This window comes from Limosilactobacillus sp. WILCCON 0051 (assembly GCF_039955095.1).
GTDB lineage: Bacteria > Bacillota > Bacilli > Lactobacillales > Lactobacillaceae > Limosilactobacillus > Limosilactobacillus allomucosae.
The window spans coordinates 1,478,877-1,502,855 of the sequence record NZ_CP154878.1; the positions used below are offsets into that span (position 1 = coordinate 1,478,877).

Here is a 23,979-nt window from a genome sequence, read left to right on the forward strand (position 1 = left end):
CTAAAGTTAGTGAGGGATTTCTAATTTTTTGCACTGGGAAATTTTAATTTTTGACTGTAAGGAGGAGGATGCATATGGCTGCTAAACCACCAATGGTCGAATTTAAGAACGTCTCCAAGATTTATCCGGGAGGCAAGGTAGCTGTTGAAAATATCAATCTGCGCATTGAGCGTGGAGAATTCGTTTGTTTTATCGGGACCTCTGGCGGTGGTAAGACAACGACCCTGCGAATGATCAACGGTATGCTGATTCCAACTGGCGGTGAGATTACTGTCGATGGTAAAAACATCCATGATATTGACCCAATCGAATTACGCCGCAGTATTGGCTATGTGATTCAAAACATTGGGCTGATGCCGCATATGACGATTCGCGACAACATCACGCTGGTTCCCAAGCTCTTGAAATGGCCCAAAGAAAAACGCGATGCCCGTGCCAAAGAGCTGATCAAAATGGTTGAACTGCCCGAAGAATTTCTGGATCGCTACCCTTCTGAGCTTTCCGGCGGTCAGCAGCAGCGGATCGGGGTTATTCGGGCATTGGCCGCCGATCAGCAGATCATCTTGATGGACGAGCCGTTTGGTGCTCTGGACCCGTTGACGCGTGAAGCACTGCAGCGGCTGGTCAAGCGATTGCAGCAGCAGATGGGCCGGACCATCATCATGGTTACCCACGACATGGATGAGGCAATTCGGCTGGCCGATCGAGTCGTAATTATGGATCAGGGCCATATCGTTCAGAACGCCTCGCCTGATGATGTACTGACCCACCCTGCCAATGAGTTCGTTGCCAATCTGATTGGTCCAGAACGTCTCCGCCAGGCTAAGGTCAACCACTTGACGGCAGCTGAGATCATGCGGCCAAACCCAATCAAGATTCACGCTCAGCAAAATCTCGGCGATGCCTTGAACCAAATGCACCAATACCATGTCGACAGTCTGATGGTCGTCGATGATGAAGATCATCTGACCGGAATTCTTGACTTAAAGACGCTGCGCAACCAGCAGCAGCCGCAGTTGATCATTGACGACATGAAACATGCGGTACCGGTTAAGATCAAGGAAGACGAACGCCTGCAGATGATTACGGAACCGCTTTTGGAACGGAATTGGGAGTACGTTCCCGTAGTCGATGAACAAAATCACTTAAAAGGCATCATTACCCGATCAGCACTGGTTGACGTAATCTATGATGCCGTTTGGGGAACCACTGAAAATCCCCATCCAGCCAAAGACCAAGCCAAGGATCTAAAAGAGGCAGGTGAGCAATAATGATGACATTCTTGCAAGCACATGGGACCGAACTGATCGTCAAAACATGGGAGCAGATCTATATTTCTGCTGTTTCGCTTGCTTTGGGAATCATTGTTGCGGTACCTCTTGGAATTGTTTTAACGCGTTGTAAAAAAATTGCCAAGTTCGTAATTGGGCTGGCCAGCATGCTGCAGACCATCCCTTCATTGGCACTGCTGGCCTTGATGATCCCAATCTTAGGAATTGGCAAGACGCCGGCAATCGTAGCACTGTTTATCTATTCCCTGCTGCCGATTCTGCGCAATACTTATGCCGGCATGGAAGACGTTGATCCAACCTTGATTGACAGTGCCAAGGGAATGGGCATGACCAATTGGGAATCAATCAAGATGGTGGAACTGCCATTAGCCCTGCCCGTAATCATGGCCGGAATTCGTCTGGCGGCCGTCTATGTTATTGCCTGGTCAACCTTGGCTTCCTATATCGGGGCTGGCGGCTTGGGTGATTTCATCTTCAATGGTTTGGACCTTTATGAACCGGACTTGATCATCGGCGGTACGATCCCAGTTACCATCCTGGCTTTGGTTGCTGACTGGCTGCTGGGCATTGTGGAACGCAAACTCACACCTACTACGAGTCGGGGAGGTGCGGCTAATGATCAGGCATAGAAATTTAAAGATCGGGGCACTGCTTTTTAGCATTTTTGTCCTCGTTTTAGGCGTCAGCGGCTGCAGCTCTTCTACTGAGACCACCTATCATCAGCCTAAGACGCTGCGGATTGCTACCCAAAGCTCAACTGAATCTCAGATCATGGGCTACATGCTTAAGGATCTGATCGAACACGACACTAACTATAAGGTCAAGATGGTCAGCAACCTGGGGAGCTCGTCGGTTTCACACAAGGCGCTGCAAAACAATGATGCTGATATTATGGCGACCAGCTATACGGGGACTGATTTGACTGGGACTTTGGGAATGCCAGCTCAAAAAGATCCTAAAAAAGCTACGAAAACCGTCGATCGTCTTTTAAAGCAGCGTTACGATGAGATTCGCTATCCTTCGTACGGTTTTGCCGACACCTATGCCTTCATGGTGACCCAGGCCAATGCCAAAAAGTACAATCTAACCACGGTCGGTGACTTGAAGCCGGTTGCCAGTCAATTAACGGCTGGGGTCGACAGTTCCTGGATGAACCGTAAAGGCGATGGCTACAACGACTTTGCCAAGGTATATGGATTTAAGTTCAAGCGCGTCTACCCAATGCAGATCGGATTGGTCTATGATGCGGCCGAACAAGGCAAAATGCAGGTTATTTTAGGCTACTCAACTGACGGACGAATCCGCAGCTATAACCTGAAGATCTTAAAGGACAATCTGCACTTCTTCCCACCATATAACTGTTCGCTAGTCGTCAGAGGCGCCATCATTCGTCATGATCCGCATCTTAAAAAAGTTCTGCACCGCTTGGACGGCAAGATCAATCTTGCAACCATGCAGGAGCTTAACTACCAAGCCGATGACGAATTATTGGAGCCCGCTACGGTTGCGCACCGCTTCTTAGTCAAGCACCACTACTTTGAAGGAGGCGACAACTAATGAAAGGTTTGAGTCTATGGCAGCAGTTCTGGTACTACCTCGGTCATAATGGCACCTATGTTCTGCAGCAGTTTAACCATCATTTTGCCATCTCTGTCTATGGCGTTTTACTGGCGGCTTTAGTTGGAATCCCACTTGGAATACTGATTTCGCGTCATCATCACTTAAACGGGCCGATCATCAGTATCGCCAACATCATTCAGACGATTCCTTCTTTGGCTATGGTTTCTATGCTGATGCTGGTCTTAGGACTGGGGACACAGACCGTTATCGTTGCCAACTTCCTGTATTCGCTGCTGCCAATCATTAAAAACACGGCAGCCGGCCTGGACAGCGTCAGTCCCGTTTCACTGGATGCCGGTCGTGGGTTGGGCATGACGAAATGGCAGCTTTTGGTCATGGTTGAAATGCCGCTTTCCGTTTCCGTTATCATGGCTGGGATTCGGAATGCCCTGGTCGTTGCCATCGGGATTACGGCAATTGGCTCTTTCGTTGGTGCCGGCGGTCTGGGTGATATTATCATTCGCGGGACCAACGCAACCAACGGCGGGGCCATCATCCTTGCTGGTGCCTTGCCAACTGCTTTAATGGCAATCATTACTGACTGGGTACTGGGCTGGGTTCAGCATAAACTGGCACCGCACACCGCGAAAAAAGCGCAATAAATTCAAAACTGCTTCATTTATGGCAGCTGGTCAATAAAAATAGCGTCATCCCAAGCTTTATCCGGCTTGAGGTGGCGCTATTGATGCTTAAGGAACTTTTCGGCAGTAATTCTTCAAACGTTTTTCCCAATCATTAACTGATGCCCAGCAGATATGCAAAAAATCTTGTATAAATCATATGACGAAAACATCATTACCTACTTTTCGCAAAAAAGCGATGTATAGTAGGTAAAAAATATTGTATATTGAAGTGCAAGAGAAAATCCGGACAAACTTTTAAAATTAAGCGGCCAACTGTTGATTGCGATATTCAACTGGACTCAGACCGTCTGTTTTTAAAGAGATACGAATATTGTTGAAGAACATAATATAGCCGTTTACCAGGCGCTTGAATTCCTCGATGTCACGAACAAGGGGACGGCCATTGAGCAGTTCAGTCTTTAGAAGATGGAAGAAGCTTTCTACTGGCGCGTTATCGAGGCAGTTAGCCTTCCGCGACATGCTTTGGGTAAAGTGATGATCGGCTAGTTTTTGGGTATAGTAAGGCAGCTGGTAATGCCACCCTTGGTCAGAATGAATGATCGGCCGGGCATTATCAGGCAGGTTTTGCAATAATTCATCAAGCGTATCAGTGATTAGTTTACGATTTGGATGGTCGCTGATCTGACAGGCCAGTACTTCTTTGGTGCCCTCATCAACCATTACTGAAATATAAACTTTTTGTTGATTAGCCAGTTGGGTCTGCGTGATATCGGTGTGAATGACTTTATAAGGCTGGGTTTCATCAAACTTTTGCTTAAGCAGGTTCTTGGCGGTTTTTCCAACGGTTCCGCGATATGAGGAATACTTGCCGTTGCGATTCTGATTATAGATTGCGACTTGAACCTTCAACTGAGCCATTAGTTTACGGATGGTTTCGCCAGCTAAATGAGCGTTACGCTGATCCAGTTTCTTCTGAATGCGCCGATAGCCAGCGGTATAGCGATCGCGGACAACGTAGCTTTGGGCGATTTCCATTATTAGTTTTTTGACGTTGACGTATTTATCATATGGATTTTTCATACGTTCGCATTCATCGTAATAAGATGAGCGCTTCAGATCGATTCGTGCTAACAGATCGCCAATCTTATAACGCCGCTCTTTGGGAAGTGTTTTTTGATATGCTCTGATCTCGGTCACTATTTTCGTTTTGGCTTTGACGCTGAGGCCTTGACCAGAGCTTGGACTTTTTTTGCGATGTCACGATCCATTCTGGCGTAGTAGAGCTCCTTCTTGGTTTTATCAAGTTCGGCTCTTAAGCGGGCGATTTCAGCCGCCATTTCATGCTTATTACGATCTTCCTTCGTCAGTTGTTGTGTTTCTTTTTGCTTATGCTCCATGGTTTTCGCTGCCTTCTCTTTCTGAGATGCCAAGGCTTCGTTGCCGTATCTTTGAGCTATGTTTTTCCAGGAGCTGACCTGAGTAGGACGTACATCAAATCTTGCGGCAACTTGTTCCAAGGTTTCCTCATGAGTTTGATAGTAGTCTACCACATCTTCTTTGAACTTCTGACTGAATTTTCGTTTGTTGGGTTGGGTAATGATCTTTCCTCGAAGCTGATAGTTGCGGATCCACTCGCCAACCCGACGAGGATCAATGTCGTGCTGCCTGCTTAATTCGCTAATACTGATATCATTTTTGCGTTCAAGGTATTCATGAACGATTTTGCTTTTTAACTCTGGACTGTATATATTCATAAAATATCACCTGCAATTACTAAACTCTTTGTCCGGTAATTGTAGTCCACTTCAAATTTTGAATATTCACTTACCTACTTTCGGTCCCAAAATAGAGAATAGTAGGTAAATCCAATCCTGTCAGCTGCTCAAGTCCCGATTTCTTCACAAACAAGCCCGCCTGAAAGCATCAATGCCCGATCAGATTATCTTTATCAGCGAATCACAGCCGAGCCGCGTTAATCCCTAGTCAAATCTCAAACGGCACTTGCCAAAACCTCGTCAATTACCCGTACAGTTTTCGTTTTCAATTAAAACTTGGGCAGGAATTCCACGATTTTAATCGGGGGAGGAATGCCCCTTTATTAGTGCGGTAAGGCGCTATTTTCTTTTGAGAGGTGGTCTGCCAGCGTTACTTTTAGTCGTCCTCTGGTTGGCAATATAACGCTCTACAACCTCTTTACTCATGTTTCCCAGTGTCCCCATGTAATAGCTACGTGACCACAAATGGCCGCCCCACCCAGTATTGCCTTTGCTTGATTTCTGGATGATTACGTAGGAATATTCGCGCGCTGCCCCCCTTCAGTGCCTTAACGATATTAGTTGCTGAATACTTGGGCTTAAAACTGATCAACATATGAACATGATCTGGCACCACTTCCATTTTTTCTATCGTAATATCATGAAGATCGGCAATGTGCCTGGAATATCTTTCGTCTCGTTGACTAGTGCTGGCGTTGTAAATGTGGCATTCCGATATTTAGTAGTACAATGGAAATTAGTAAAGGGGGTGAAATGACATGCCGAAAAAAGATGATTTGCCATATATGATGGGGCTAAAGTTACGCTTATACCCAAATTGGAAACAAGAAAAGATTTTGTGGAAGAATCTGAATGCTTCACGGTTCATTTATAACCAATTATTAGCTAATAGTTGGACTGATAGTAGAATTATCAAAAACAAACTTGATAAGCGATACCCAATTCCAGAAGCATATTGGCGTTATGGCAAGAACGGTAAGGTAATTAAGAAGAGCCAAAAACGGCCGACTGGTTTAGCTCGTATTACTGCTCAACGATATCCTTGGCTTAATGATGATGATCTTGATAGTGATATGTTCACCAATACCGAAGTTAATTATAAAGCTGCTTGGAATATGTTTCGGAAAGTACACACTGCCGGAAAACCAAAGTTTAAGCGAAAAAGCCGTCCTGTTCAGTCATATTCGACTTCCAATCATTATTCGAGTGCAACCGTAAAGAAACACGGGGGAACTCCTTCACTTTATAATGGGTCAATCAAATTTTTAGATCATAACCATATTCAGCTACCGAAGTTAGGTTCTATTAAGGTGAAATTACACCGTTCATTGCCAACCAATCGACTGGTACGGATTGCCACTGTTACAATTAAGCACTATGCGACCGGACAATGGACCGTTTCATTACTGCTTAAAAGTAATGAGCCGTTCCGCCAAGCTTTACCCAATACCAATCAAGCAGTTGGTATTGATCTAAACACCGAAAACTTTCTTACTACCAGTGATCAGAAGCAGGTTGCTAATCCCCACTATTATCGTGCCCTCAAAAAGCACTTGGCAAAACACCAACGGATTCTTTCTCGCCGGGCAAGGCGTGCCAAAAAAGAGCATCATCCTTTGTGGGCAAGCAAGAATTACCAGCAGGAGAAGCTGGTCGTTGCCAAAATCCATCAACGGGTTCGGAATCGGCGCCTAAACTTCCTTCATGAAACCTCGACTGCACTAATCAAGAGCCACGATTTGGTAGTTGCGGAAAACTTGAAGAGTAAAAATATGCTTAAAAATCATGCCCTGGCAATGAGTATCTCCGATGTTGGTTGGCGGACCTTTTTGGGTATGCTGGAGTATAAGGCCCCGCTGTATGGGCGCACGTTTGTCGAAGTTAACCCAGCTTACACAACCCAAACTTGTTATGATTGCGGCTTTGTGATGGGCAGCAAAGGTACCAAACGATTGACTCTTCATGATCGTGAATGGACTTGTCCTAACTGCCATGTTCATCACATTCGTGATCACAATGCTGCTTTGAATATCTTAGCGAAGGGTCAACGCTTGCTAACCAGACCCGACCAAAATCTAGAAGCAATTTATTAGTTTTAGAAAGGGACGTTTGGAAACTTGCGCCCCTAGATTAAGCGTTAGCTTGATCTTAAATGGCCTAGTTATTGGCTGTAAGACATAGTGCCATCCGAAGATAATTTATTATCTGAGATGTTGCTACGCTGGCTTTATCTAGGCAAATTGTAGCTAGTAACTCATTCAGCGATGAACTGATGGGTGAAGTCTACAAGCCCCCGAATTTTATTCGGGGGTAGCTTGACGCACCGTGATCTCATTTTTATTGATGAAGCATCTTTTCTGCCAAAGCAAAGTTGCCCAGCGTTGCCGAACCGTTGCCAGGAACGCTTGGATTCGTGATGTATTCTTCCAGATCCCCGACTTCCAGATAGCCATTGTAGAGCTGTCTGAACTGATCACGAACCTTTTCCATAAAGTGTGGTCGTGAAACGCTGCCGCCAAAAATCACACGGGCAGGCCGCAAGATTGACGTTGCCTGCATTACTGCCTGAGCAGCATAGTAAGCCATAATATCCCAGACATGATCATCATCGCTTACGTCTTCACCCCGCTTACCAAGGCGTGCTTTAAAGGTCGGACCGCACAGCAGACCTTCCAGACAGTCGCCATGGTAGGGACAGATTCCCGTAAAGTTCAGATCGTCAGGATGCCGCTTTACCAAGACATGCCCCATTTCCGGTGCTCCAACGCCGCCAATAAAGTGACCATCCTGAATCGCCCCGGCTCCAACGCCAGTCCCAATCGTATAGTAGACCAGGTCGGCTTTAGGCAGCTGATCCTTTAGATTGACGTACTCGCCATAAACCGAGCCATTAACGTCGGTTGTAAAGTAGATTGGCAGGTTTTGTCCCAGCCCGCGCTTCAGCATTCCGATAAAATCGCAGTTTGACCACTTGATCTTTGGCGTATCGGTAATGTAGCCGTATTTGGCCGAATGCTTGTCGATATCGATCGGTCCAAAGCTGGCAACGCTCATCGCCTGCATTTCCGGATATTTTTTGAAGAATGCAATACAGTTGCCAATCGTAGTTGCTGGGTCAATCGTGGGGAAGATTGCCTTATCGATTACCTCATAATTTTCATTGCCGACTGCACAGACAAATTTGGTCCCGCCGGCTTCAATACTACCAAGTATCATAAAATTAATCCCTCGCTCATTAAAATTGTCCTATTATTGTCATTCGTTTATCAATAATAACGCTTTCTTAATCAATCAACAAGTTTTTCCAGTTTTTTTCAAGATTTCATTGACTTTAACTAAATGATTATTTAGTATGATTAACATGAGAGAAAAAGACCAATCCAAAAAAGCTAAAATTATCCAAGCCGTTTTTGAAATCGTGGATCGTGACGGTCTCGCGGGGCTGTCATTTGGTAAAATCGCCAAATGGGCCGGTATCAGTTCCGGTACCCCTTATGTGTACTACCGCGATAAAACGGACATGCTCTCACAGATCTATGTTGCTACTAAACAGCAGCTGGAATCCGGGCTGGACGAACAGCTGGCCCAAACCGACTCAACCAAAGAACAACTAATCACCTGCCTAGAGTATTTTGCTCGGCAGTATATGAAATATCCTCTGCAGGCCAACTACATCATGGCCATTCATGCCGCTCCCGAATTGATTACACCAACTGCCAGGCAGGAAGGCGCCTCGTTTACCAACAGCCTGAGCGGACTATACTGCCGTCTGTGCAAAGAAAGTCAAGCAGCAGTCATAGGCGACCAGTTTCTGGTTGGCGCCCTGCTGCTGGGACCAATCATGTGGCTTTTGCGTCAGGCAAAGCTCAACAATACGCGAGTTGACGATGCCAAGATTAAAAAGGTCGTCCGCATTTCGGTTAATGGCTTGTTTGAAGAAGAAAAACACGAAACTAGTTTATGAAAGGGAATTGCCGATGATTAAATTTTACTTTCACACAAATAATCCTGCCAAACGGCGCGCGGAAAAGTGGCTGACCAAGCATGGCCTTGACTTCCAATCCCGCAACCTGAATAAAAATCCTTTAACGCGCGATGAGGTTCTCCAATTGCTGGAACTCTCGCCTGATGGTACTGAAACGCTGGTATCCGAACGTTCCAAGGCAACCAAAGAACTATACGCCAAATATCCAGCTCCTACCATGAATCAGCTGATTGATGCCATTCAAGAAACACCGCAGATCCTTAAAAGTCCGCTGATCGTCAGTGGTCACAAAATGCTGACGGGTTTCAACGCTGATAAAATGGGGGTCTTGGTTCCTCATCAGCAGCGGCGCCTGGAACTGTCGCAGCTCTTGGGTAAGCTTAACGGCCGCGGCTCAAGTCAAGCCATGCAGCTGGCCTATAATTAATCTCAAGCCTCTTCTCAACCGGTGAGATGAGGTTTTTTTAATCTAAAAACGCGGTGCCATCCTCACCTCGGGACAGCACCGCTTTTATTTACGACTCTCGCTAGGCCGATTGCTTGATCGTTCAATCAAATAAGACGACCTAGAATCGAAGCCCTTTTGGATAAAAGTTCTTAAGCGTTTGACCAACCAGCTTGCCCCAGCCGCAGACATGGCCCTGACAAACCAGCAGCTGCCAGCCAGGCTCGCCGCTCAGCTGCAGCGTATCGCCATGCACATATTGGCGCCACTGATCAAGCGTAATCGACAAGACATGGTCAGTATCCGTGGGCTGACTGGCTAAGGCCCAGGCCAGCGCGGGTTCAAATCGATTCTTTTTAAACGTTCCCAAATGCAGTCCTGGCCGCAGAATCGTCATCTGCGCGATCTCATCGATTCCCTTTGGCAGATCGTAAAGCTGGTCGCCATAAGTCAGCAGATGATTTGCCTGATAGCTGGGCATCGTTTGGGCAGCAAACTTTTCAAATAATGCCCGCTGCTCTTTGGTAATCGAATTATGGTTAGCGCGCTGCTTGCCCTTTTTCTTGCTTTTCTTTTTAGCTGATACTGGCATCACTGAACCGCCCTGCAGACGGAATTTAGCAATAAAATGGCCTTCACCTTGGATATGATGCGGGAACAGACGCACGGCACGACTTAACTCAGGATTGCCGTCTGCCCATTCTGGTCGGCCATCGTCCATGCCGGCATACTTCTTGATCGGCACCATGGTCAGATCATAGTTGTCCAACAGCCAGGCCGCGTTTTGCTCATCTTCTTCCGGCGCAAACGTGCAGGTGGAATAAACCAGCGTGCCCCCCGGTTTGAGCATTTTCATAGCTGAGCTTAAAATCTTGCGCTGACGATTGGCACATTCACTTGGATAATCCGGCGTCCAATACTCAATTCCAGCCGGCTCTTTGCGGAACATTCCCTCACCAGAACAAGGCGCATCCACTAAGATTCGATCAAAAAACTGCGGAAACTGTTTTTCAAGGTCAGCTGGGCTCTCATTCATTACGACTGCATGCCGAGCCCCCCAACGTTCGAGGTTTTCGGCTAGGATATTGGCCCGCTTGCGAAAGATCTCATTGGCAACCAGCAGACCCTCATCATGCATTTTGGCGATTAAATGCGTGCTTTTACCACCTGGTGCCGCGCATAGATCCAGCACACGCTCACCCGGTTGTGGATCCACGACCTCCCCAACGTACATGGCACTGGGTTCCTGACTGTATACCCAACCGGTAACGTGATCCAGCGACTTGCCATCAACCTTGCCAAACCAGCCATTTTCAACATATTCAACCTTGCCTGATGCTGTTTTCAAAGTGGCATCCGGCTGGCCGTTTTTTAAAGGATTGGTACGAAAGCCGCTGCAGCTTGGCTGATCAAACGCGGCCAAAAACGCATCGGCCTCATTACCTAACAGCTGACGGTATTTTTCAATAAAAGCAGTTGGTAGTTTCACAAAAAAAGCTCCTCGTCATAAAATATCCTTATTATTATAGCATTATTCTGCCGCCAAAGCCGTTAGATGGAGCTTACGGGTTAGAACGTCAACCTTTGAGTCATACAGCGCCTGGATAAACTCATCATCCTCAGCGTCATAATAAAGATACTGTCCTTTTTCGTTTGCTAATAATTCAATCAGAATACGAATGGCCCGACCATTGCCCTCACGAAATGGATGCAGGTAGTTCAGCTCGTCCAAAAGCTTGGCGTATGCGGCTCTCTGAGGACGTGACTGCCGTTTTAAAGCGGTAATCTCAGCATTAACCAAGCGAATGCCATTGTCAAAAACGTTCGGCGGCAAAAACAACGTCTGCTGCTTGGTCAGATTATAGTTGCGCAGCTCGCCGGCCCAGTCGTATAGATCACCAAACAAGGCCCGGTTGATCCGGCATAGATTGTCAACACTGCTTACTTTAAAACCACGCTGCAGAATTCTCAGCCCTACCAATGATCCTTGAACAAACTCATGCTCATCAAGATCCGCTTTATCATGAATGCCCAGCTTATTTTTCAAGGTTCCGTTTGGATATAAAAAAGCTTGAGCTAAGGCCTGCTCATCTGTGATCGCCGGCTTGACAACTGGAACCCGCCAATGCTGCAGCTGATCCAATTGTGCGTCTAGTTCAGGCTGTGGATGATCATATGCATCAGCCAGCGCCCGAATCTGCTCATCGGTTGGTTTCCAGCCTTCCATGGCACTGTTGGCAACCGTCACCGCCAGCAGCTGAAATTTGCGCGGATTGCGAAACTCAACGCCGCCAATATGACGCGTCTTGCGATTAATCAAAGCTGTCATGTTGCCATCTTCCTTTCTGAATCTAATTAAGCCAATTGTAGCGCGCTCATTGGCCATCAAACAATGCTTTCAAACATTAAAGGCTAATTGTCTTACTGCTGTTGAATAATTTGCCTTTAATAGCCGATCATCGATATAATTTAAGCAGATACTTTTTGCGAAAGGAATTTTTTAATGAAGCAGCATCTTATTGCCATCGATCTGGATGGAACCACGCTCAACAACCAGTCAAAACTGACGCCGACAACGATCAAAACTCTGCAGACGCTCAGCCGGCAGGGGCATCTGGTATCGATCGTCACTGGTCGACCATATTTGATTTCTGGCCACCTCTACGATCAGATTGGACTCAAAACGCCAATGATCAACTTCAACGGTGCCTTGGGTCATATTCCGCATCGCAAGTGGGCCGGCGAATATGCGGTCAATGTTACTCGCGAGATGACGCTCGATCTGTTGGCGCATAAACAGGAACTAGGGATCAAAATGGTGATTGCCGAGGATAAATACCACGTCTGGGCCGATCATCCCAGCAGCGATCTGCCCGAATTTCTACCTGCCAAACTGGCTCCCGAACAGATTCTTAATGAGCATAATCTAAACAACGATCCAATTGCCTTAACGATTCAGTTTGATCCGGCTAAAAAAGATGCGATTTTAAATGCCGTGGATCAAAAATATGGCGATTTCGTTGAACCACGCGTCTGGGGCGGTCCCTACTCGATTATGGAGCTGATTCGGCGCGGTACGCACAAGGAAGCTGGGCTGCGTCACCTAGTCAAGGAATATCAGCTCAGCCCTGATCAAATCATTGCATTTGGCGATGAGCACAATGACGCCGAAATGCTCAGCTATGCCGGTCGTGGGGTTGCCATGAAAAATGCCGTTGACGACATCAAGCAGATTGCTGATGACGTAACGCCGGTTGACAACGATCATGATGGCCTGGCTAAATATCTGCAGGATTATTTCCATCTCGATGCCGCCAAACTGCAGCTGGCAGAATAAACAATCATTCCAATGCGTACACGTAAAAACAGCGTTGCTTTAAGCTATCAAAGCTTGCGGCAACGCTGTTTTATTTTGAATGCCAATCTTATTTCCCGGGAAATCGAATCAGAAGGTTGCAATAAACCACTAGTCAGCCTTGATCCAATTAATGGGAATCCGCTTGATATCAAGATCGCGCGGCGTCAGTTTTTCCTTGGTATGCCCCAGCGTAATCGCAAAACAAGGCGTCATCCCCGCTGGAATTACCGTTTTCGGCAGCGATGCCAGGCAGGCCATGTTATAGTTGGCGGCCAAGCCTTCATTTTCAGCAGCCAGCTCCATGTTGTGCACGATGATTCCGGCATCGATAAACTCCAGCTGCCCCGGGTCTGGTGATGAAACAACGATCAAGGTCGGCGCTTGATAGATATTTTTAATCTGATTTAGCACCTTAGGATCTTGAATCACCGTCAGCCGATGATTGCGGTATTTTCCCAAGCCAACTGGACTGGTTTCCGCGGCCAGTAGAATCGGCTGCAGCTCTTCACTGGTCAGCGGCTGATCATCATATTCGCGAAAGGCCCGTCGCGACTGTAATAAATCCATCAATTCCATTTGGTGCATCCCCCTTGCTAAGCTCTCGATTGTCTACGTTTAGTTTAGCACCAATTTTACTGGCTGATTGATATCAAAACCGAAACATTTGGACAATTGTATTCATTAATGCTGCATTGCCGGAAGCTGTTTGCCTGGCGTAATTAAGCAGTGGTGTATCGCGTCAGTACTGCCGTTTCAATTTGATCATCGCTTTATTTCAGCAGTCGGCCACAACCAAATATAAAAATTCCCCGCGCCATTTTTGCAGCGGGGAATTGATCTTCACCAATCTGATTTAAAATCGACCTTTTTCAACCCGTATCGTTATGGCAAGCTTGCTTAACCTGCCGATTTGAAAATAATCCAATAAAAATGGCCTGCGAAACGAATTCGCAGACCATGTTGAGAGAGAGAATTTTGATTCAAAACGAACTTTTAACTAGTCGAGCTGAGCCTTAATTGCTTCCAACGTAACGTCCTTGGTTGCGTCAAAGCGAATGTCGGCATCATCAAGTCCGGCACCAATACCGATTGAGAGCTCGCCAGCATCGTTAATGGCTTGCACGCCGGCTTGAGCATCTTCCAGGCCTGCCACGTTGGCAACAGGCAGGTTCATCATTTCAGCGGCTGCAATGTAGATGTCAGGAGCTGGCTTACCGTGCTTAACCGAAGCTGGGTTGACGATCCCATCAAAGTAGTCGCTTAATTTCAAGTACTTCAATACCTTAGGCGCGTTCTTGGAAGCCGATGCCAGTACCATTTGATAACCCTTGGCACGAATATCATCCAAGAAGGCCTGCATGCCTGGCAGAACATCAGCTGGCGTCAAGGTTTCAACCAAACGCAGGTAGTTGTCGTTCTTTTCAGCAGCCAGGGCTTCCTTTTCTGCTTGCGTGTAGTCGTTTTCGTGACCACCCGCCTTTAAGATCAGCTCCAGCGAATCCATTCGGCCGACACCTTTCAGACTTTCCTGCAGTTCTGGCGTCCAAGTCGTTCCTACTTTGTCGGCTAATTGATGCCAGGCTTGCGTGTGGAAACGGGCCGTGTCGGCAATAACGCCGTCCAGGTCAAAGGCAAAACCCTTCAGATCTTCAAACTTCATGTAAAATGCCTCCTACTTCAGTTCCAGATCCTTACCAGCCAAGTCAATGGTCAGTGGTTCACCGGATACCAGTGATACGTGCGTGCCTTCCTTGTCAACCAGCACCTTGATGACGCGGCCACGGAAGACCTGCGTGAATTGGTATGAATCCCACTTCTTAGGCAGGAATGGTGCGTAGTGCAGCTTGCCTTCACGAATCCGCATGCCAGCAAAGCCTTGCACGATATCCAGCCAGCTACCAGTCATCGAAGTAATGTGCAGACCATCGGAAGTGTCGTTGTTGTAGTTGTCCAGGTCAAGACGAGCAGAACGGTCGTACAGTTCAACGGCCTTGTCTTCGTAACCCAGGTCAGCGGCGATGATGGAATAGATCGATGGCGACAGACTTGATTCGTGAACCGTGTATTGTTCGTAGAAGTCAAAGTTGTGCTTCTTTTCTTCTGGCGTAAAGTCATCGATGAAGTCCCAGATACCTTGGATAACGTCACCTTGCTTAACGTATGGCGAACGCAGGATCTTGTCCCATGACCAGTGTTGGTTGATTGGCAGCTGGTCGCTTGGAATGTCAGCAACCGGCTTCAGATCCTTATCCAAGAAGCCATCGTTTTCAGGGAAAATGTCACGTTCCTTGTCGTATGGCAGGTACATGTTGTCAACGATTGCCTGCCACTTGCGTTTTTCATTTTCAGTAACGTTGAGCTTGGCAGCTACGTCAGCGTCAACTTCCTTCAGCACTTGCAGCGTGTACTTCAGCGTCCATTGGCAAAGCAGGTTCGTGTACCAGTCGTTGTTGACGTTGTTGTCGTATTCGTCAGGACCAGTTACGGCATGCAGCATGTACTTGTTTTGACGTTGTGAGTAGTGAACCCGGTCAGCCCAGAAACGAGAAATTTCAGTCAGAACCTTGGCACCTTCATGCAGCACGTAGCTCTTGTCGCCCGTGTAGTTGGTGTAGTTGTAGATTGCGTAGGCAATGTCACCATTACGATGGATTTCTTCAAACGTGATTTCCCATTCGTTGTGGCATTCAATCCCGTTGAACGTAACCATTGGGAACAGGGCACCCTTCAAGCCTTGTTCTTGGGCGTTGACGTAAGCACCATCCAATTGGTCGTAACGGTACATCAGCAGGTTGCGGGAAATCTTAGGGTCGGCAACACCAAGGTAGACTGGCAGACAGTATGCTTCAGTATCCCAGTAAGTAGCACCGCCGTACTTTTCACCAGTAAACCCTTTAGGACTGATGTTCAGGCGTGAGTCGTTGCCGTAGTAAGTTGAGAAGAGTTGGAACAGGTTGAAACGAATCCCTTGTTGAGCTTCGTCGTCACCATTGATTTCAACATCGGCTTTGTTCCAGCGTTCTGCCCAGCCGGCAACGTGGGGAGCCAGCAGATCGTCAAAGCTTTGACCATCCAGTTGACCAGCCAATTCATCCAGACGGGCAACCAGTGCTTCTTGCGTGTCAAAATCACGTGAAGTTGCTACCACGGAACGCTTTTCCAGTTCAACTTCTGCACCAGCAGCCAACGTGCCGGCAAAGTCGTTTTCAGCCGTCTTGGCAGTCGTGCCGTCGCCAACGTGTTCCAGCGTCGTCTTGGTAGTCGTCTTTACCCCAACCGTAAATTGAGGCGTGCCGAATGGGTTTGGCTTCGTCTTGGAAACCAGCAGTGCATGTTCGCCGGCTGCCTTTTGTTCCAGTACATCCCAGAACTGTTCGTCGTAGTTGGAGTCTTCGTTGTAGACGTCACCATTGATAACACTGGCAACTTCCAACTTGGCTTCAGCATCGCCCAGGTTCTTGACGTGCAGGCGCTGACCAACCAGTTCCTTTTGTGCTACGCTGACAAAACGTTCAAACGTAAAGTGCAGCTTGGCACCGCCAACTTCGGCCGTAAATTCACGGGTAAAGATCCCCTTCTTCAAGTCAAGGTCCAGCTTGAAATCAGTTGGTTCCTGCTTAGCCAGATCCAGCTGTTCGCCATTAACCTTGATCGTCAGTTGCAGGAAGTTGGTACCGTTGATCATCTTACCAAAGTACTTTGGATAGCCGATCTTCCACCAGCCAACCCGTGTCTTGTCTGGGAACCAAACACCACCGTAGTAGACACCTTCCATCTTGTCGCCAGAGTAGCCTTCTTCAAAGAAACCACGCATCCCGAGGTTTTCGTTGGCCAGACTGGTCATTGATTCTTGCAGGCGCTTGTCTTCAGGAGCCCACTTGGTAGTTACGATATTCCAAGGAGCGACGTCAAAAGTTCGTTTCATAAGATATTATCCTTTCTCAATCTCAATTAATTTCTAAAGTTGCAAAATCAGTCAAAACTAAGCAGCGAACGTTTCCTTGATGGCATTAACGGAGAATGCACCGATTGCCATAACGATCCCACCCAGCAGCAGCATGTGTGGTTGGGAGTTGCCCAACATTGGGTAAAGGAAGAAGCTGCAAAGTGAGGCAACAATCTGTGGCAGACAGATTGAGCAGTTAAACAGACCAAGGTAGGTACCCATGTGCTTACCAGACAATGCGTTGGTAACGATCGTCAGTGGGTAAGTGTTGATACCGGCCCAGCCAATCCCAACCAGGGCGTAAGACAGAATCAAAGCGTATTGGTTGGAGAAGAAGCAGACAGTTGCGAAACCAACCGCACCCAGCAGCAGTGAGCCCATGTAGCCAGCCTTGTGGTACTTGTTAGGCAGTTTAGCCAATACGTAAGACCATACAACAGCGGCGATTGACTGAACGGCAGCCATCACACCGTACCAGTTACCAGCAGCCTGGTAAGCGGCAGAACTTGCGTTGGTCGTGTGCCATACGTTTTGAGCAATTGCACCAGCAGAGTAAGTCCACAGATATTGGAATGCAAACCAGCAGAAGAATTGTACCAAAGAAACCGTCCAGAAGGCTTTTGGAGCGTGCTTGAGCAGTTCAACCCAGTTACCGCCTTCCGTGTTGTCGGATTCCTTGATGCCATGGTACTTAGCGTAGGTTTCAGGGTCATATTCCTTAACGTGGGTCATCGTCAAAGCACTGGTACAAATCAGCAGAATAGCACCAATGTAGAAGGCCCAGCGAACCGAAGGAGGAACGACACCCTTAGGAGCCGTGTTCTGCAGACCAAACCAAGTCAGCAGGAATGGGAAGATGGCTGCCAGAACGGAACCGATGTTGTTCAGCAGACTTTGAATACCATAAGCATAACTCTTTTGATCATCGTTGACCATGTCACCAACCATCATCTTGAATGGCTGCATGGCAACATTAGAAGACAGGTCCAAGAAGGCAACGGTAATCGCACCGAACATCAATGCCGCAAATGATCCATACCCGAAGCCAAGACTACCTGAGTTTGGCAAAAGCAGCATAACGATAACGGCAACAATCGTACCAAGCATCAGATATGGCAGCCGACGACCACCGAGCTTTGGTGCCCAGGTCCGGTCAGAGTAGTAACCAACGATCGGCTGCACGATCATACCCATCAATGGTGGCAAAATGAAGAACCACCCAAGACTGTTAGGGTCGGCACCAATCGTTTGGAAGATCCGACTCATTTGAGAACTTTGTAAAGTAAAGGCCGTCTGTACGCCAAGAAAACCGAAGTTAATCATCCAAATCGTTTTCTTGGACAAATATGGCAAGCCAGAGGTCTGTTTCTTTTGTTCTACTTCACTCATGACTTAAAACTCCTATCCTAAAAAATCCACTCAATAAATAATTGCCAAGTCGTGTAAGCGCTTCATGACTTTTAACACTTAATAATATAACAAATGAATTCGTTTTCCGCAACCGTTTGCACACAATTTAATGCAACCGATTGCGCAAAAATCTTAAAGAAAAGCCGGCCCATCAAGGAATGGACCGACTTAAAAATTTTTTATTTTTTTTGACGATTAATTCCGGCGCTTTGAAATCAATCATGTTTTTAACGTTCCGGTAGTTTGATTGACCGGCTAGTCAACTTTAAACGCAACAAAGGCATGCTGCAGATTAGGATTGAACAGCAGCTCAACCGCCTTTTTGCCCAGCTCATGCGGCTGCAGATCAACTTTTTCGACAGTTGGCAGCAGCATTCCCAGTAATTTGCTGTTGTTAAAGCAGATCACGGAAAGCCGATCCAGCAGGTGCATTTCCTGCAGCTCATGGTTCAGTTTCAAAAACAGCAGGTCATCGGCACATACCAGCCCATCGACCTTTGGATGCTGAGCAAAGAACTCCTTGGCCGATTGCGTGTCATAATACCAGTTCAGTTCTGGCAGATGCCGTTCTGCCAGACAGTTTTCGTAGCCCAGGCGCCGATCCTCCTCATACTGCCAATGGTACGGCGAGCTGACATAGGCCAGATTAGTGACGTCATGATTGATCAGCAGCTGCTTGGTAGCCGCATAGCCTGCCGCGACGTTATCGTTGTCAACATAGCGATCGTTTTGGTGCCGTTCGGGATGACCGATTACCACAAAATTATAGCCATGCTCGCGCAGATAGGCCGCTACTGGATCATGTTCCAGCGTGTAGAACAATAGAAAATTATGAATTTTTGACTGCAGCGCCATTGATTTAACCGCACGCAGCAGTTTTTCCTGCGTGGGCGCCAATGCAACGACCATTGAGTAGTCGCGTGATTCCAAAGCTGAAGCAATTCCCCGCATTAAGTCGATATGAAATGGGTTGGCTGGCGCTTCATCGGTGGTTACTGGAAAAACCAGTCCAACCATATTGGCCTCGCCCCGAGTTAGATTGCGGGCGGCATAGTTTGGATGATAGCCAATCTCAACGGCAATCTTCTTGATTTTTTCGCGCGTTGCCTCGCTGATTCGCGGGTTATCGTTTAAAGCTCTTGAAGCCGTAGAAACCGAGACTCCCGCGCGTGCCGCGATATCTTTAATTGTTGCCATGAACTGACAAAGCATCATGCCGATTCAAGTAGTTCAAGATTGTTGAACTGGCAAAACAGGCATGACTCTCCTTTCATTATTAATAGATGGTTTGAGTCAACGGATGAACCATTGATTAAAATCAGACTGCAGCTAAGCATATGCTTGAATTTCAAAAGTTTGCCATATGCCAAAAGTACTGATTTGATTTTGAAGTGAATAACTTAATTTTAGTCGTATCATGGCAAAAGGGTCAATAGTCGTTTAGGTAAAAGGATTAACTATTTTTGAGATCGCGTATCCTAATTGAAAATCAATTGACAATGAACCCGCTTAACATTTAGTCAGTTGCTTCAGCTTTGCGAGCATTGCATTTTTGGGGCCTGGATCATTTCAGCACCATACCTACGACTAAATGTTTTTTGATCAATCATTGCCATCACGCGGTATGATCCGGCCATCTGGGTAGACGTAATAGTCATGTCCATCATAGCTGCCAGCCGTATTGTGCGCGTTGCGATATGCCGAATCCTGGCCCCGAATCCAATAAACCGGCTGACCATTCGCATCGGTAGCCATCGTGCCGTTTCCTTCCGACATGTAGGACCATTGAATATCGCCATTGCCATATTTGGCGTCAACCGCGGCAATTGCTTCTTGAACCGAATTGATGACGGCAGATTGACCAGCCGAACTCCCCGCGGTTTGACCGGCATTTTGATTTGTACCTGTCGTTTGGTCAGCTGCTTGACTGGCATTGCTCGATGCAGCTGACGATGAACTCTGCGCCGTTTGACTGCTCGAAACGCTCGCACTGGAAGCAGAATTTTTAGAACTAGCCGTTTGCCGCGCCGCTTTTTTTGTCGTCTTTTTCTTATGATGCGTCGTTTTTGAAGATGTTTCCTGCTTGGATGACGAATGGTTTTCCTGGCTCTGATGGCCACACCCCGCCAGCATCAGACTGCTCAGACCAATAATCCCCAGCATCTTTAAAGATTTATTCATAATGATTGCCTCCCATAGCCCTAATTTAGTTTATCCAGTCCCAATGCTTAGTATAATCTAATAATCTGCTTATGTCCCTGTCATCACGCCGATTAATTAATGATAAAATAATGGTAATACTTTAAATGAAATGAGGATGTCATCTTGGCCAGCAATTTTGCGTTTTTAAAATCTTATCATGGCATGCACAAACTGCATCATCTTTCCCATATGGCCGAAAAAGCCTATCGCAATGGGCAGTTTGCCACCGAAGCCCTGTTGATCAGCGAGATCAGCGGTCGTTTGATTCGCAAGCTGGTAAAACAAGAACTACCCAATCTGAATCACCCCTTCAACAGTGAGGATGGCCTGACTAAGCTGCAGACAACGCAACTGCTCAATGATGAACTGATCATGCTGCTGACTCAATTACGCACGGTCGGCCGCCATCCAAAGCGAATCGACGCGGCTTTTGCCTATCAGATCATGGTTAAGCTGCACTATCTGCTTATCTGGTATGTCAATCATTATCAAGATGGTCATGAGGAACCCGGCCATTTTAAGCTGCACCGGCATTAACATCAAAAAAAGACAGTGCTGTTTCAAGCCCTACTAAAACTTGAGACAGCACTGTTTTTGTATTAGCTCAGTTTTTCTGGTGCTGCTTGAGCATCTTGAAAGTCAGCCCAATCGTAAGCAGCAGGCGCATCAACAATAGACCAGTCAAAATCAGATCACGCCGCTGTTTTTGACGAGCCGTCTTGATCGTGTGGCCGCATTTTGCACAGATTTTTTCGTGAGCCTTAAGCGGAGTTTTACAGTGTGGACATTTCATTGACAACACGTCCTTTCTAGTTTAGGTGTCTTTATTTTACGCCGATTCAACCTTGCTGAGTGTTCTTTTCGATAAATTTCAAAGCTTGGTAAAACATTATTAAAACAGACTTTTTAGGCTCTTTTTGATTTTTTATTCAGAAATTTTCGAAAAAGGCTTGCACTTAGTAAACCGTTATACTATTATATTTATGGGTCGTAAGGAAAGTGTTTTCAATCCTGCTTTTCTTTCATAACTTGTTTTATCGTGAAACCGTTCGTGCAGGCAGTCGACGATAGCCATCCCCTAACTACGCCAAGTTTACTGATGACTGTCACCGTCAATCAATCGATCTGTCGCCAACGTTTGACCGACCCTTCCTTCGACCGTTGAAGTACGCCAACTTTAACGGTCAGATGTTCATTTAACCTCAAGGCGATCCTTCGTCTTTCCTCAAAATCGTGAAGCTGTTGGTACTGGTATGCCAATCCCCAGTACCGGGCTCTCAATCCCTTTAAATCCACTTTAAGGCTTCACGTCTGATCATCCTTGTTTGGCAGGCTCATCTCTTATGACTGACTCTTGTTCACTCTAATCATTAAAAATTTAATCCACATTACATCCATGAGCCTGCAGACAACTAAAAAAACGTCATCGAACGCTAAATTCGGTGACGTTTTTTTATTACTTTGATTTGACTTTGCTCAGTGCATCAGCAACTGCTTCACTCACCGCGCGGCTGGTCGTCGTTGCTCCCGAGATCGCGTCAACGGCTGGCGTATTGGCACTGATCATGTTTTTGGCAAGCTGATCAAAAGCCGCCTGACCAATCTCTTCGTTTTCATGGTTTTCTAAAATCTCAACTTGACGCAGCTTTTGATTTTGATAGGTCACGCGGACTACGATGCGGCCACCCATGCCATCATCCGAAACGCCCAGATACTGATCCGGCCCTACCATATAATGCTGAGCCGACAGATCCAGCAGATCATTAATATGCACCGTAACCGCATCATGCAGCCGCGCGACGTTGACGGCATCCTTTTTTGGCTTGGCCGCATTTTCTCCCGCAATCTTGCCAAAAATCAGACATTCCGCCAGGTTGCCGCCACTCTGATAATAGTTAGCCGCAATTCCGCCTAATTCACCGGCGCTGTATAAATGAGGAATCGGCTGATCATCAACGTTTAAGACGCGTGCTTTTTCGTCATGCTGCGGTCCGCCCTGCGTATTCAAAACGTTGCTGGCCAACTCAATTGCATAGTATGGCCCTGCCCCAAACTTACGCATGGTATCCGTATCGCGACCGGTCTGATAGTCACGGCCAATCTCTTTAAAATGATTGAAGTCAGTAACCGTCTGTGTCAGGCTGATTGCTGGCACGTGCAGCTGTTTAGCCAGTTCTGGCAATGAATCCGCGCTGATCAGCTTTTGCATAAACTTCGGATAAGGCAGGCGCCGGTCATCTTTTTCCTGCTGAGCAAAGACCTCGTACTGTGCCTGATCAAATACCAGATAAGGATGTTTTTGATAGTGCGGCAGAACCCAATGACCATGTGAATACAGATGACCATGACGCGCGGGCTGATTTTCCGCAAAAAAACGCGTGCCATCATCGCCAATCACAAAAATACTGCCATGATTCAACTGCGACCAGCTTTGAATTACTCGGCCCCGATGCTGCGTTCCCTCTTCAGCAAACGTCAGCCCAGCCAACGTGCCATAGCTTTCGTAGTTTCCCATGTGCCAAAGCTTAGCCTGAACTTCTTGCGCCATTTTAATGCCATCGCCACGGTTAAACAGCGTTCCCATTGGCATTAGCGCAGGCTTTTGCAGATAGTTTTGAATCATTTCCCGATTGTTTTCAAAACCGCCCGTTGCCAATACCAAACCATTCTTAACGGCAATCTGATAATCCTTACCGCGCCGACGCAGCTGAACGCCCTTTACCACACCGGTTCGTTCATCCTGGTACAGATGCCGAGCCCGCGTGTTGAGCCAGACATCGATCCGGTCCGCGCGCTCAACCACGTTTTGCCGCAGTATCTTCCATAGCGCTGCATCCTTATCGCGTCGGTGAACCAGGGCAATGTCGACTGACTCGCTGTCGGCCAGTTCTGGATACTCAGCCAGCGAGTGCTTGGGAACGACTGGATCGCCTAGGCGGATGTCGTCTTTCCAGCTGACTGCCTTAACGCCCAGGTACTTTTCAAAATAGTCTGGCATATTGACCAGTCCGCGCAGATATGTCTGCATCAGCTTAGCCGGTACCATATAATCGTCATTGAGCTGCTGATAATACTTGGTCAGCTGACCGATCCCTTTGCCCATTGCAACGTGCTGTGAGGCATAGCGCGTATTGCCGCCCTCTCTTCCCAGAGGTGCCGTGTCAACCAATAAAACGTATGCTCCTGCGTCAGCCGCAAATCGAGCCGCCGTAGCACCAGCACCGCCAAAGCCCACGACAACCACGTCATATTGGGCATTCCATTGAACATCATTGGCTTGCATTAATTTTCATTCCTTCATTCTATTTAATTACTCTTTTAGTCTAACTGAAGCCAGCCGCCAATGCCAACTATAAAAAGCC

Annotated in this window: 22 protein-coding genes and 1 pseudogene; 9 read left to right on the forward strand and 14 right to left on the reverse strand. The window is 47.1% G+C overall.

All coding sequences use genetic code 11. The features are described 5' to 3' along the window. Positions 1-74 precede the first annotated feature (74 nt). Genes ABC765_RS06835 through ABC765_RS06850 form a run of 4 tightly spaced genes read left to right on the forward strand, consistent with a single transcriptional unit; the run spans position 75 to position 3,514 of the window. Positions 75-1,271, forward strand: a complete 1,197-nt coding sequence (locus ABC765_RS06835; RefSeq protein WP_347953417.1) for a betaine/proline/choline family ABC transporter ATP-binding protein — start codon at positions 75-77, stop codon at positions 1,269-1,271. Next, on the forward strand, positions 1,271-1,921 hold the full coding sequence (locus ABC765_RS06840) for an ABC transporter permease (RefSeq protein ID WP_347953418.1): 651 nt from the start codon (positions 1,271-1,273) through the stop codon (positions 1,919-1,921). Before ABC765_RS06835 ends, ABC765_RS06840 begins: the two co-directional genes overlap by 1 nt. After that, entirely contained in the window at positions 1,908-2,849 is a 942-nt protein-coding gene (locus ABC765_RS06845) for an osmoprotectant ABC transporter substrate-binding protein (protein ID WP_347953419.1), read from the forward strand. Before ABC765_RS06840 ends, ABC765_RS06845 begins: the two co-directional genes overlap by 14 nt. After that, complete coding sequence (locus ABC765_RS06850) at positions 2,849-3,514, forward strand: ABC transporter permease (RefSeq protein ID WP_347953420.1); 666 nt, start codon at positions 2,849-2,851, stop codon at positions 3,512-3,514. Before ABC765_RS06845 ends, ABC765_RS06850 begins: the two co-directional genes overlap by 1 nt. A gap of 282 nt (positions 3,515-3,796) precedes the next feature. On the opposite strand, the gene ABC765_RS06855 is transcribed toward ABC765_RS06850, so the two are convergent. From ABC765_RS06855 to tnpA, 3 genes and pseudogenes are all read right to left on the reverse strand, one after another. Then, on the reverse strand, positions 3,797-4,693 hold the full coding sequence (locus ABC765_RS06855) for an IS3 family transposase (RefSeq protein WP_347953351.1): 897 nt from the start codon (positions 4,691-4,693) through the stop codon (positions 3,797-3,799). After that, on the reverse strand, positions 4,693-5,250 hold the full coding sequence (locus tag ABC765_RS06860; protein WP_347980015.1) for a transposase: 558 nt from the start codon (positions 5,248-5,250) through the stop codon (positions 4,693-4,695). The genes ABC765_RS06855 and ABC765_RS06860 overlap by 1 nt, the downstream gene beginning before the upstream one ends. Positions 5,251-5,610: 360 nt before the next feature. Beyond that, a pseudogene (gene tnpA / locus ABC765_RS06865) lies at positions 5,611-6,054 on the reverse strand (IS200/IS605 family transposase). On the opposite strand from tnpA, the gene ABC765_RS06870 reads away from it, so the two are divergent. Further along, positions 6,030-7,364 (forward strand): RNA-guided endonuclease TnpB family protein, encoded by a 1,335-nt coding sequence (locus tag ABC765_RS06870; protein WP_347980016.1) that lies wholly within the window; start codon positions 6,030-6,032, stop codon positions 7,362-7,364. The pseudogene tnpA and the gene ABC765_RS06870 overlap by 25 nt on opposite strands. Positions 7,365-7,608: 244 nt before the next feature. Here ABC765_RS06870 and scrK read toward each other — a convergent pair whose 3' ends face one another. Further along, entirely contained in the window at positions 7,609-8,487 is an 879-nt protein-coding gene (scrK, locus tag ABC765_RS06875; protein ID WP_006499220.1) for a fructokinase ScrK, read from the reverse strand. 136 nt (positions 8,488-8,623) lie between these two features. Between scrK and ABC765_RS06880 the strand changes: the two genes are divergently transcribed. Continuing rightward, complete coding sequence (locus ABC765_RS06880) at positions 8,624-9,235, forward strand: TetR/AcrR family transcriptional regulator (protein WP_347953423.1); 612 nt, start codon at positions 8,624-8,626, stop codon at positions 9,233-9,235. A 13-nt stretch (positions 9,236-9,248) separates the two neighbouring features. Then, a complete protein-coding gene (locus ABC765_RS06885) occupies positions 9,249-9,683 on the forward strand; it encodes a Spx/MgsR family RNA polymerase-binding regulatory protein (protein ID WP_347953424.1) in 435 nt (144 codons plus the stop codon). A gap of 139 nt (positions 9,684-9,822) precedes the next feature. Here ABC765_RS06885 and ABC765_RS06890 read toward each other — a convergent pair whose 3' ends face one another. Together ABC765_RS06890 and ABC765_RS06895 are read right to left on the reverse strand one after the other, a co-directional pair. Beyond that, entirely contained in the window at positions 9,823-11,190 is a 1,368-nt protein-coding gene (locus ABC765_RS06890; protein WP_347953425.1) for an RsmF rRNA methyltransferase first C-terminal domain-containing protein, read from the reverse strand. 42 nt (positions 11,191-11,232) lie between these two features. Continuing rightward, positions 11,233-12,030 carry a Fic family protein gene (locus ABC765_RS06895; RefSeq protein WP_347953426.1) on the reverse strand — a complete coding sequence of 266 codons (798 nt, stop codon included), beginning with the start codon at positions 12,028-12,030 and terminating at the stop codon, positions 11,233-11,235. 174 nt (positions 12,031-12,204) lie between these two features. Between ABC765_RS06895 and ABC765_RS06900 the strand changes: the two genes are divergently transcribed. Beyond that, complete coding sequence (locus ABC765_RS06900) at positions 12,205-13,038, forward strand: Cof-type HAD-IIB family hydrolase (protein ID WP_347953427.1); 834 nt, start codon at positions 12,205-12,207, stop codon at positions 13,036-13,038. A 129-nt stretch (positions 13,039-13,167) separates the two neighbouring features. Here the strand turns inward: ABC765_RS06900 and ABC765_RS06905 are convergent, their stop codons facing one another. The 6 genes from ABC765_RS06905 to ABC765_RS06930 all read right to left on the reverse strand — a co-directional run bounded on the left by ABC765_RS06905 (position 13,168) and on the right by ABC765_RS06930 (position 20,596). After that, on the reverse strand, positions 13,168-13,635 hold the full coding sequence (locus ABC765_RS06905; protein WP_347953428.1) for a nitroreductase family protein: 468 nt from the start codon (positions 13,633-13,635) through the stop codon (positions 13,168-13,170). 421 nt (positions 13,636-14,056) lie between these two features. Next, the gene (gene pgmB / locus ABC765_RS06910; protein WP_006499227.1) at positions 14,057-14,719 is read right to left on the reverse strand and encodes a beta-phosphoglucomutase; all 663 of its coding nucleotides are present in this window, start codon (positions 14,717-14,719) and stop codon (positions 14,057-14,059) included. A 12-nt stretch (positions 14,720-14,731) separates the two neighbouring features. Beyond that, a complete protein-coding gene (locus ABC765_RS06915; RefSeq protein ID WP_347953429.1) occupies positions 14,732-16,984 on the reverse strand; it encodes a glycoside hydrolase family 65 protein in 2,253 nt (750 codons plus the stop codon). Between the two features lie 57 nt (positions 16,985-17,041). After that, on the reverse strand, positions 17,042-18,394 hold the full coding sequence (locus ABC765_RS06920; protein WP_347953430.1) for an SLC45 family MFS transporter: 1,353 nt from the start codon (positions 18,392-18,394) through the stop codon (positions 17,042-17,044). Between the two features lie 276 nt (positions 18,395-18,670). Then, complete coding sequence (locus ABC765_RS06925) at positions 18,671-19,612, reverse strand: LacI family DNA-binding transcriptional regulator (protein WP_347953431.1); 942 nt, start codon at positions 19,610-19,612, stop codon at positions 18,671-18,673. A gap of 405 nt (positions 19,613-20,017) precedes the next feature. Then, a complete protein-coding gene (locus ABC765_RS06930) occupies positions 20,018-20,596 on the reverse strand; it encodes a hypothetical protein (RefSeq protein ID WP_347980017.1) in 579 nt (192 codons plus the stop codon). A gap of 144 nt (positions 20,597-20,740) precedes the next feature. On the opposite strand from ABC765_RS06930, the gene ABC765_RS06935 reads away from it, so the two are divergent. Continuing rightward, positions 20,741-21,154, forward strand: coding sequence for a hypothetical protein (locus tag ABC765_RS06935; protein WP_347980018.1), 414 nt, complete (start codon positions 20,741-20,743; stop codon positions 21,152-21,154). Between the two features lie 67 nt (positions 21,155-21,221). Here the strand turns inward: ABC765_RS06935 and ABC765_RS06940 are convergent, their stop codons facing one another. Together ABC765_RS06940 and ABC765_RS06945 are read right to left on the reverse strand one after the other, a co-directional pair. Further along, positions 21,222-21,410, reverse strand: a complete 189-nt coding sequence (locus tag ABC765_RS06940) for a DUF2116 family Zn-ribbon domain-containing protein (protein WP_347980019.1) — start codon at positions 21,408-21,410, stop codon at positions 21,222-21,224. 663 nt (positions 21,411-22,073) lie between these two features. Further along, on the reverse strand, positions 22,074-23,900 hold the full coding sequence (locus tag ABC765_RS06945; RefSeq protein WP_347980020.1) for an FAD-binding protein: 1,827 nt from the start codon (positions 23,898-23,900) through the stop codon (positions 22,074-22,076). Between the last annotated feature and the right edge of the window lie 79 nt (positions 23,901-23,979).

Excerpts from the sequence above, each read along its gene's own strand:
- ABC765_RS06880 (WP_347953423.1), top strand. The coding sequence starts at position 8,624 with ATGATTAACATGAGAGAAAAAGACCAATCCAAAAAAGCTAAAATTATC.
- ABC765_RS06860 (WP_347980015.1), bottom strand. The coding sequence starts at position 5,250 with ATGAATATATACAGTCCAGAGTTAAAAAGCAAAATCGTTCATGAATAC.
- ABC765_RS06905 (WP_347953428.1), bottom strand. The coding sequence starts at position 13,635 with ATGGAATTGATGGATTTATTACAGTCGCGACGGGCCTTTCGCGAATAT.
- ABC765_RS06895 (WP_347953426.1), bottom strand. The coding sequence starts at position 12,030 with ATGACAGCTTTGATTAATCGCAAGACGCGTCATATTGGCGGCGTTGAG.
- ABC765_RS06835 (WP_347953417.1), top strand. The coding sequence starts at position 75 with ATGGCTGCTAAACCACCAATGGTCGAATTTAAGAACGTCTCCAAGATT.
- ABC765_RS06885 (WP_347953424.1), top strand. The coding sequence starts at position 9,249 with ATGATTAAATTTTACTTTCACACAAATAATCCTGCCAAACGGCGCGCG.
- ABC765_RS06945 (WP_347980020.1), bottom strand. The coding sequence starts at position 23,900 with ATGCAAGCCAATGATGTTCAATGGAATGCCCAATATGACGTGGTTGTC.
- ABC765_RS06925 (WP_347953431.1), bottom strand. The coding sequence starts at position 19,612 with ATGGCAACAATTAAAGATATCGCGGCACGCGCGGGAGTCTCGGTTTCT.
- scrK (WP_006499220.1), bottom strand. The coding sequence starts at position 8,487 with ATGATACTTGGTAGTATTGAAGCCGGCGGGACCAAATTTGTCTGTGCA.
- ABC765_RS06870 (WP_347980016.1), top strand. The coding sequence starts at position 6,030 with ATGCCGAAAAAAGATGATTTGCCATATATGATGGGGCTAAAGTTACGC.
- ABC765_RS06940 (WP_347980019.1), bottom strand. The coding sequence starts at position 21,410 with ATGAAATGTCCACACTGTAAAACTCCGCTTAAGGCTCACGAAAAAATC.
- ABC765_RS06845 (WP_347953419.1), top strand. The coding sequence starts at position 1,908 with ATGATCAGGCATAGAAATTTAAAGATCGGGGCACTGCTTTTTAGCATT.
- ABC765_RS06930 (WP_347980017.1), bottom strand. The coding sequence starts at position 20,596 with ATGAATAAATCTTTAAAGATGCTGGGGATTATTGGTCTGAGCAGTCTG.
- pgmB (WP_006499227.1), bottom strand. The coding sequence starts at position 14,719 with ATGAAGTTTGAAGATCTGAAGGGTTTTGCCTTTGACCTGGACGGCGTT.
- ABC765_RS06920 (WP_347953430.1), bottom strand. The coding sequence starts at position 18,394 with ATGAGTGAAGTAGAACAAAAGAAACAGACCTCTGGCTTGCCATATTTG.
- ABC765_RS06900 (WP_347953427.1), top strand. The coding sequence starts at position 12,205 with ATGAAGCAGCATCTTATTGCCATCGATCTGGATGGAACCACGCTCAAC.
- ABC765_RS06915 (WP_347953429.1), bottom strand. The coding sequence starts at position 16,984 with ATGAAACGAACTTTTGACGTCGCTCCTTGGAATATCGTAACTACCAAG.
- ABC765_RS06840 (WP_347953418.1), top strand. The coding sequence starts at position 1,271 with ATGATGACATTCTTGCAAGCACATGGGACCGAACTGATCGTCAAAACA.
- ABC765_RS06850 (WP_347953420.1), top strand. The coding sequence starts at position 2,849 with ATGAAAGGTTTGAGTCTATGGCAGCAGTTCTGGTACTACCTCGGTCAT.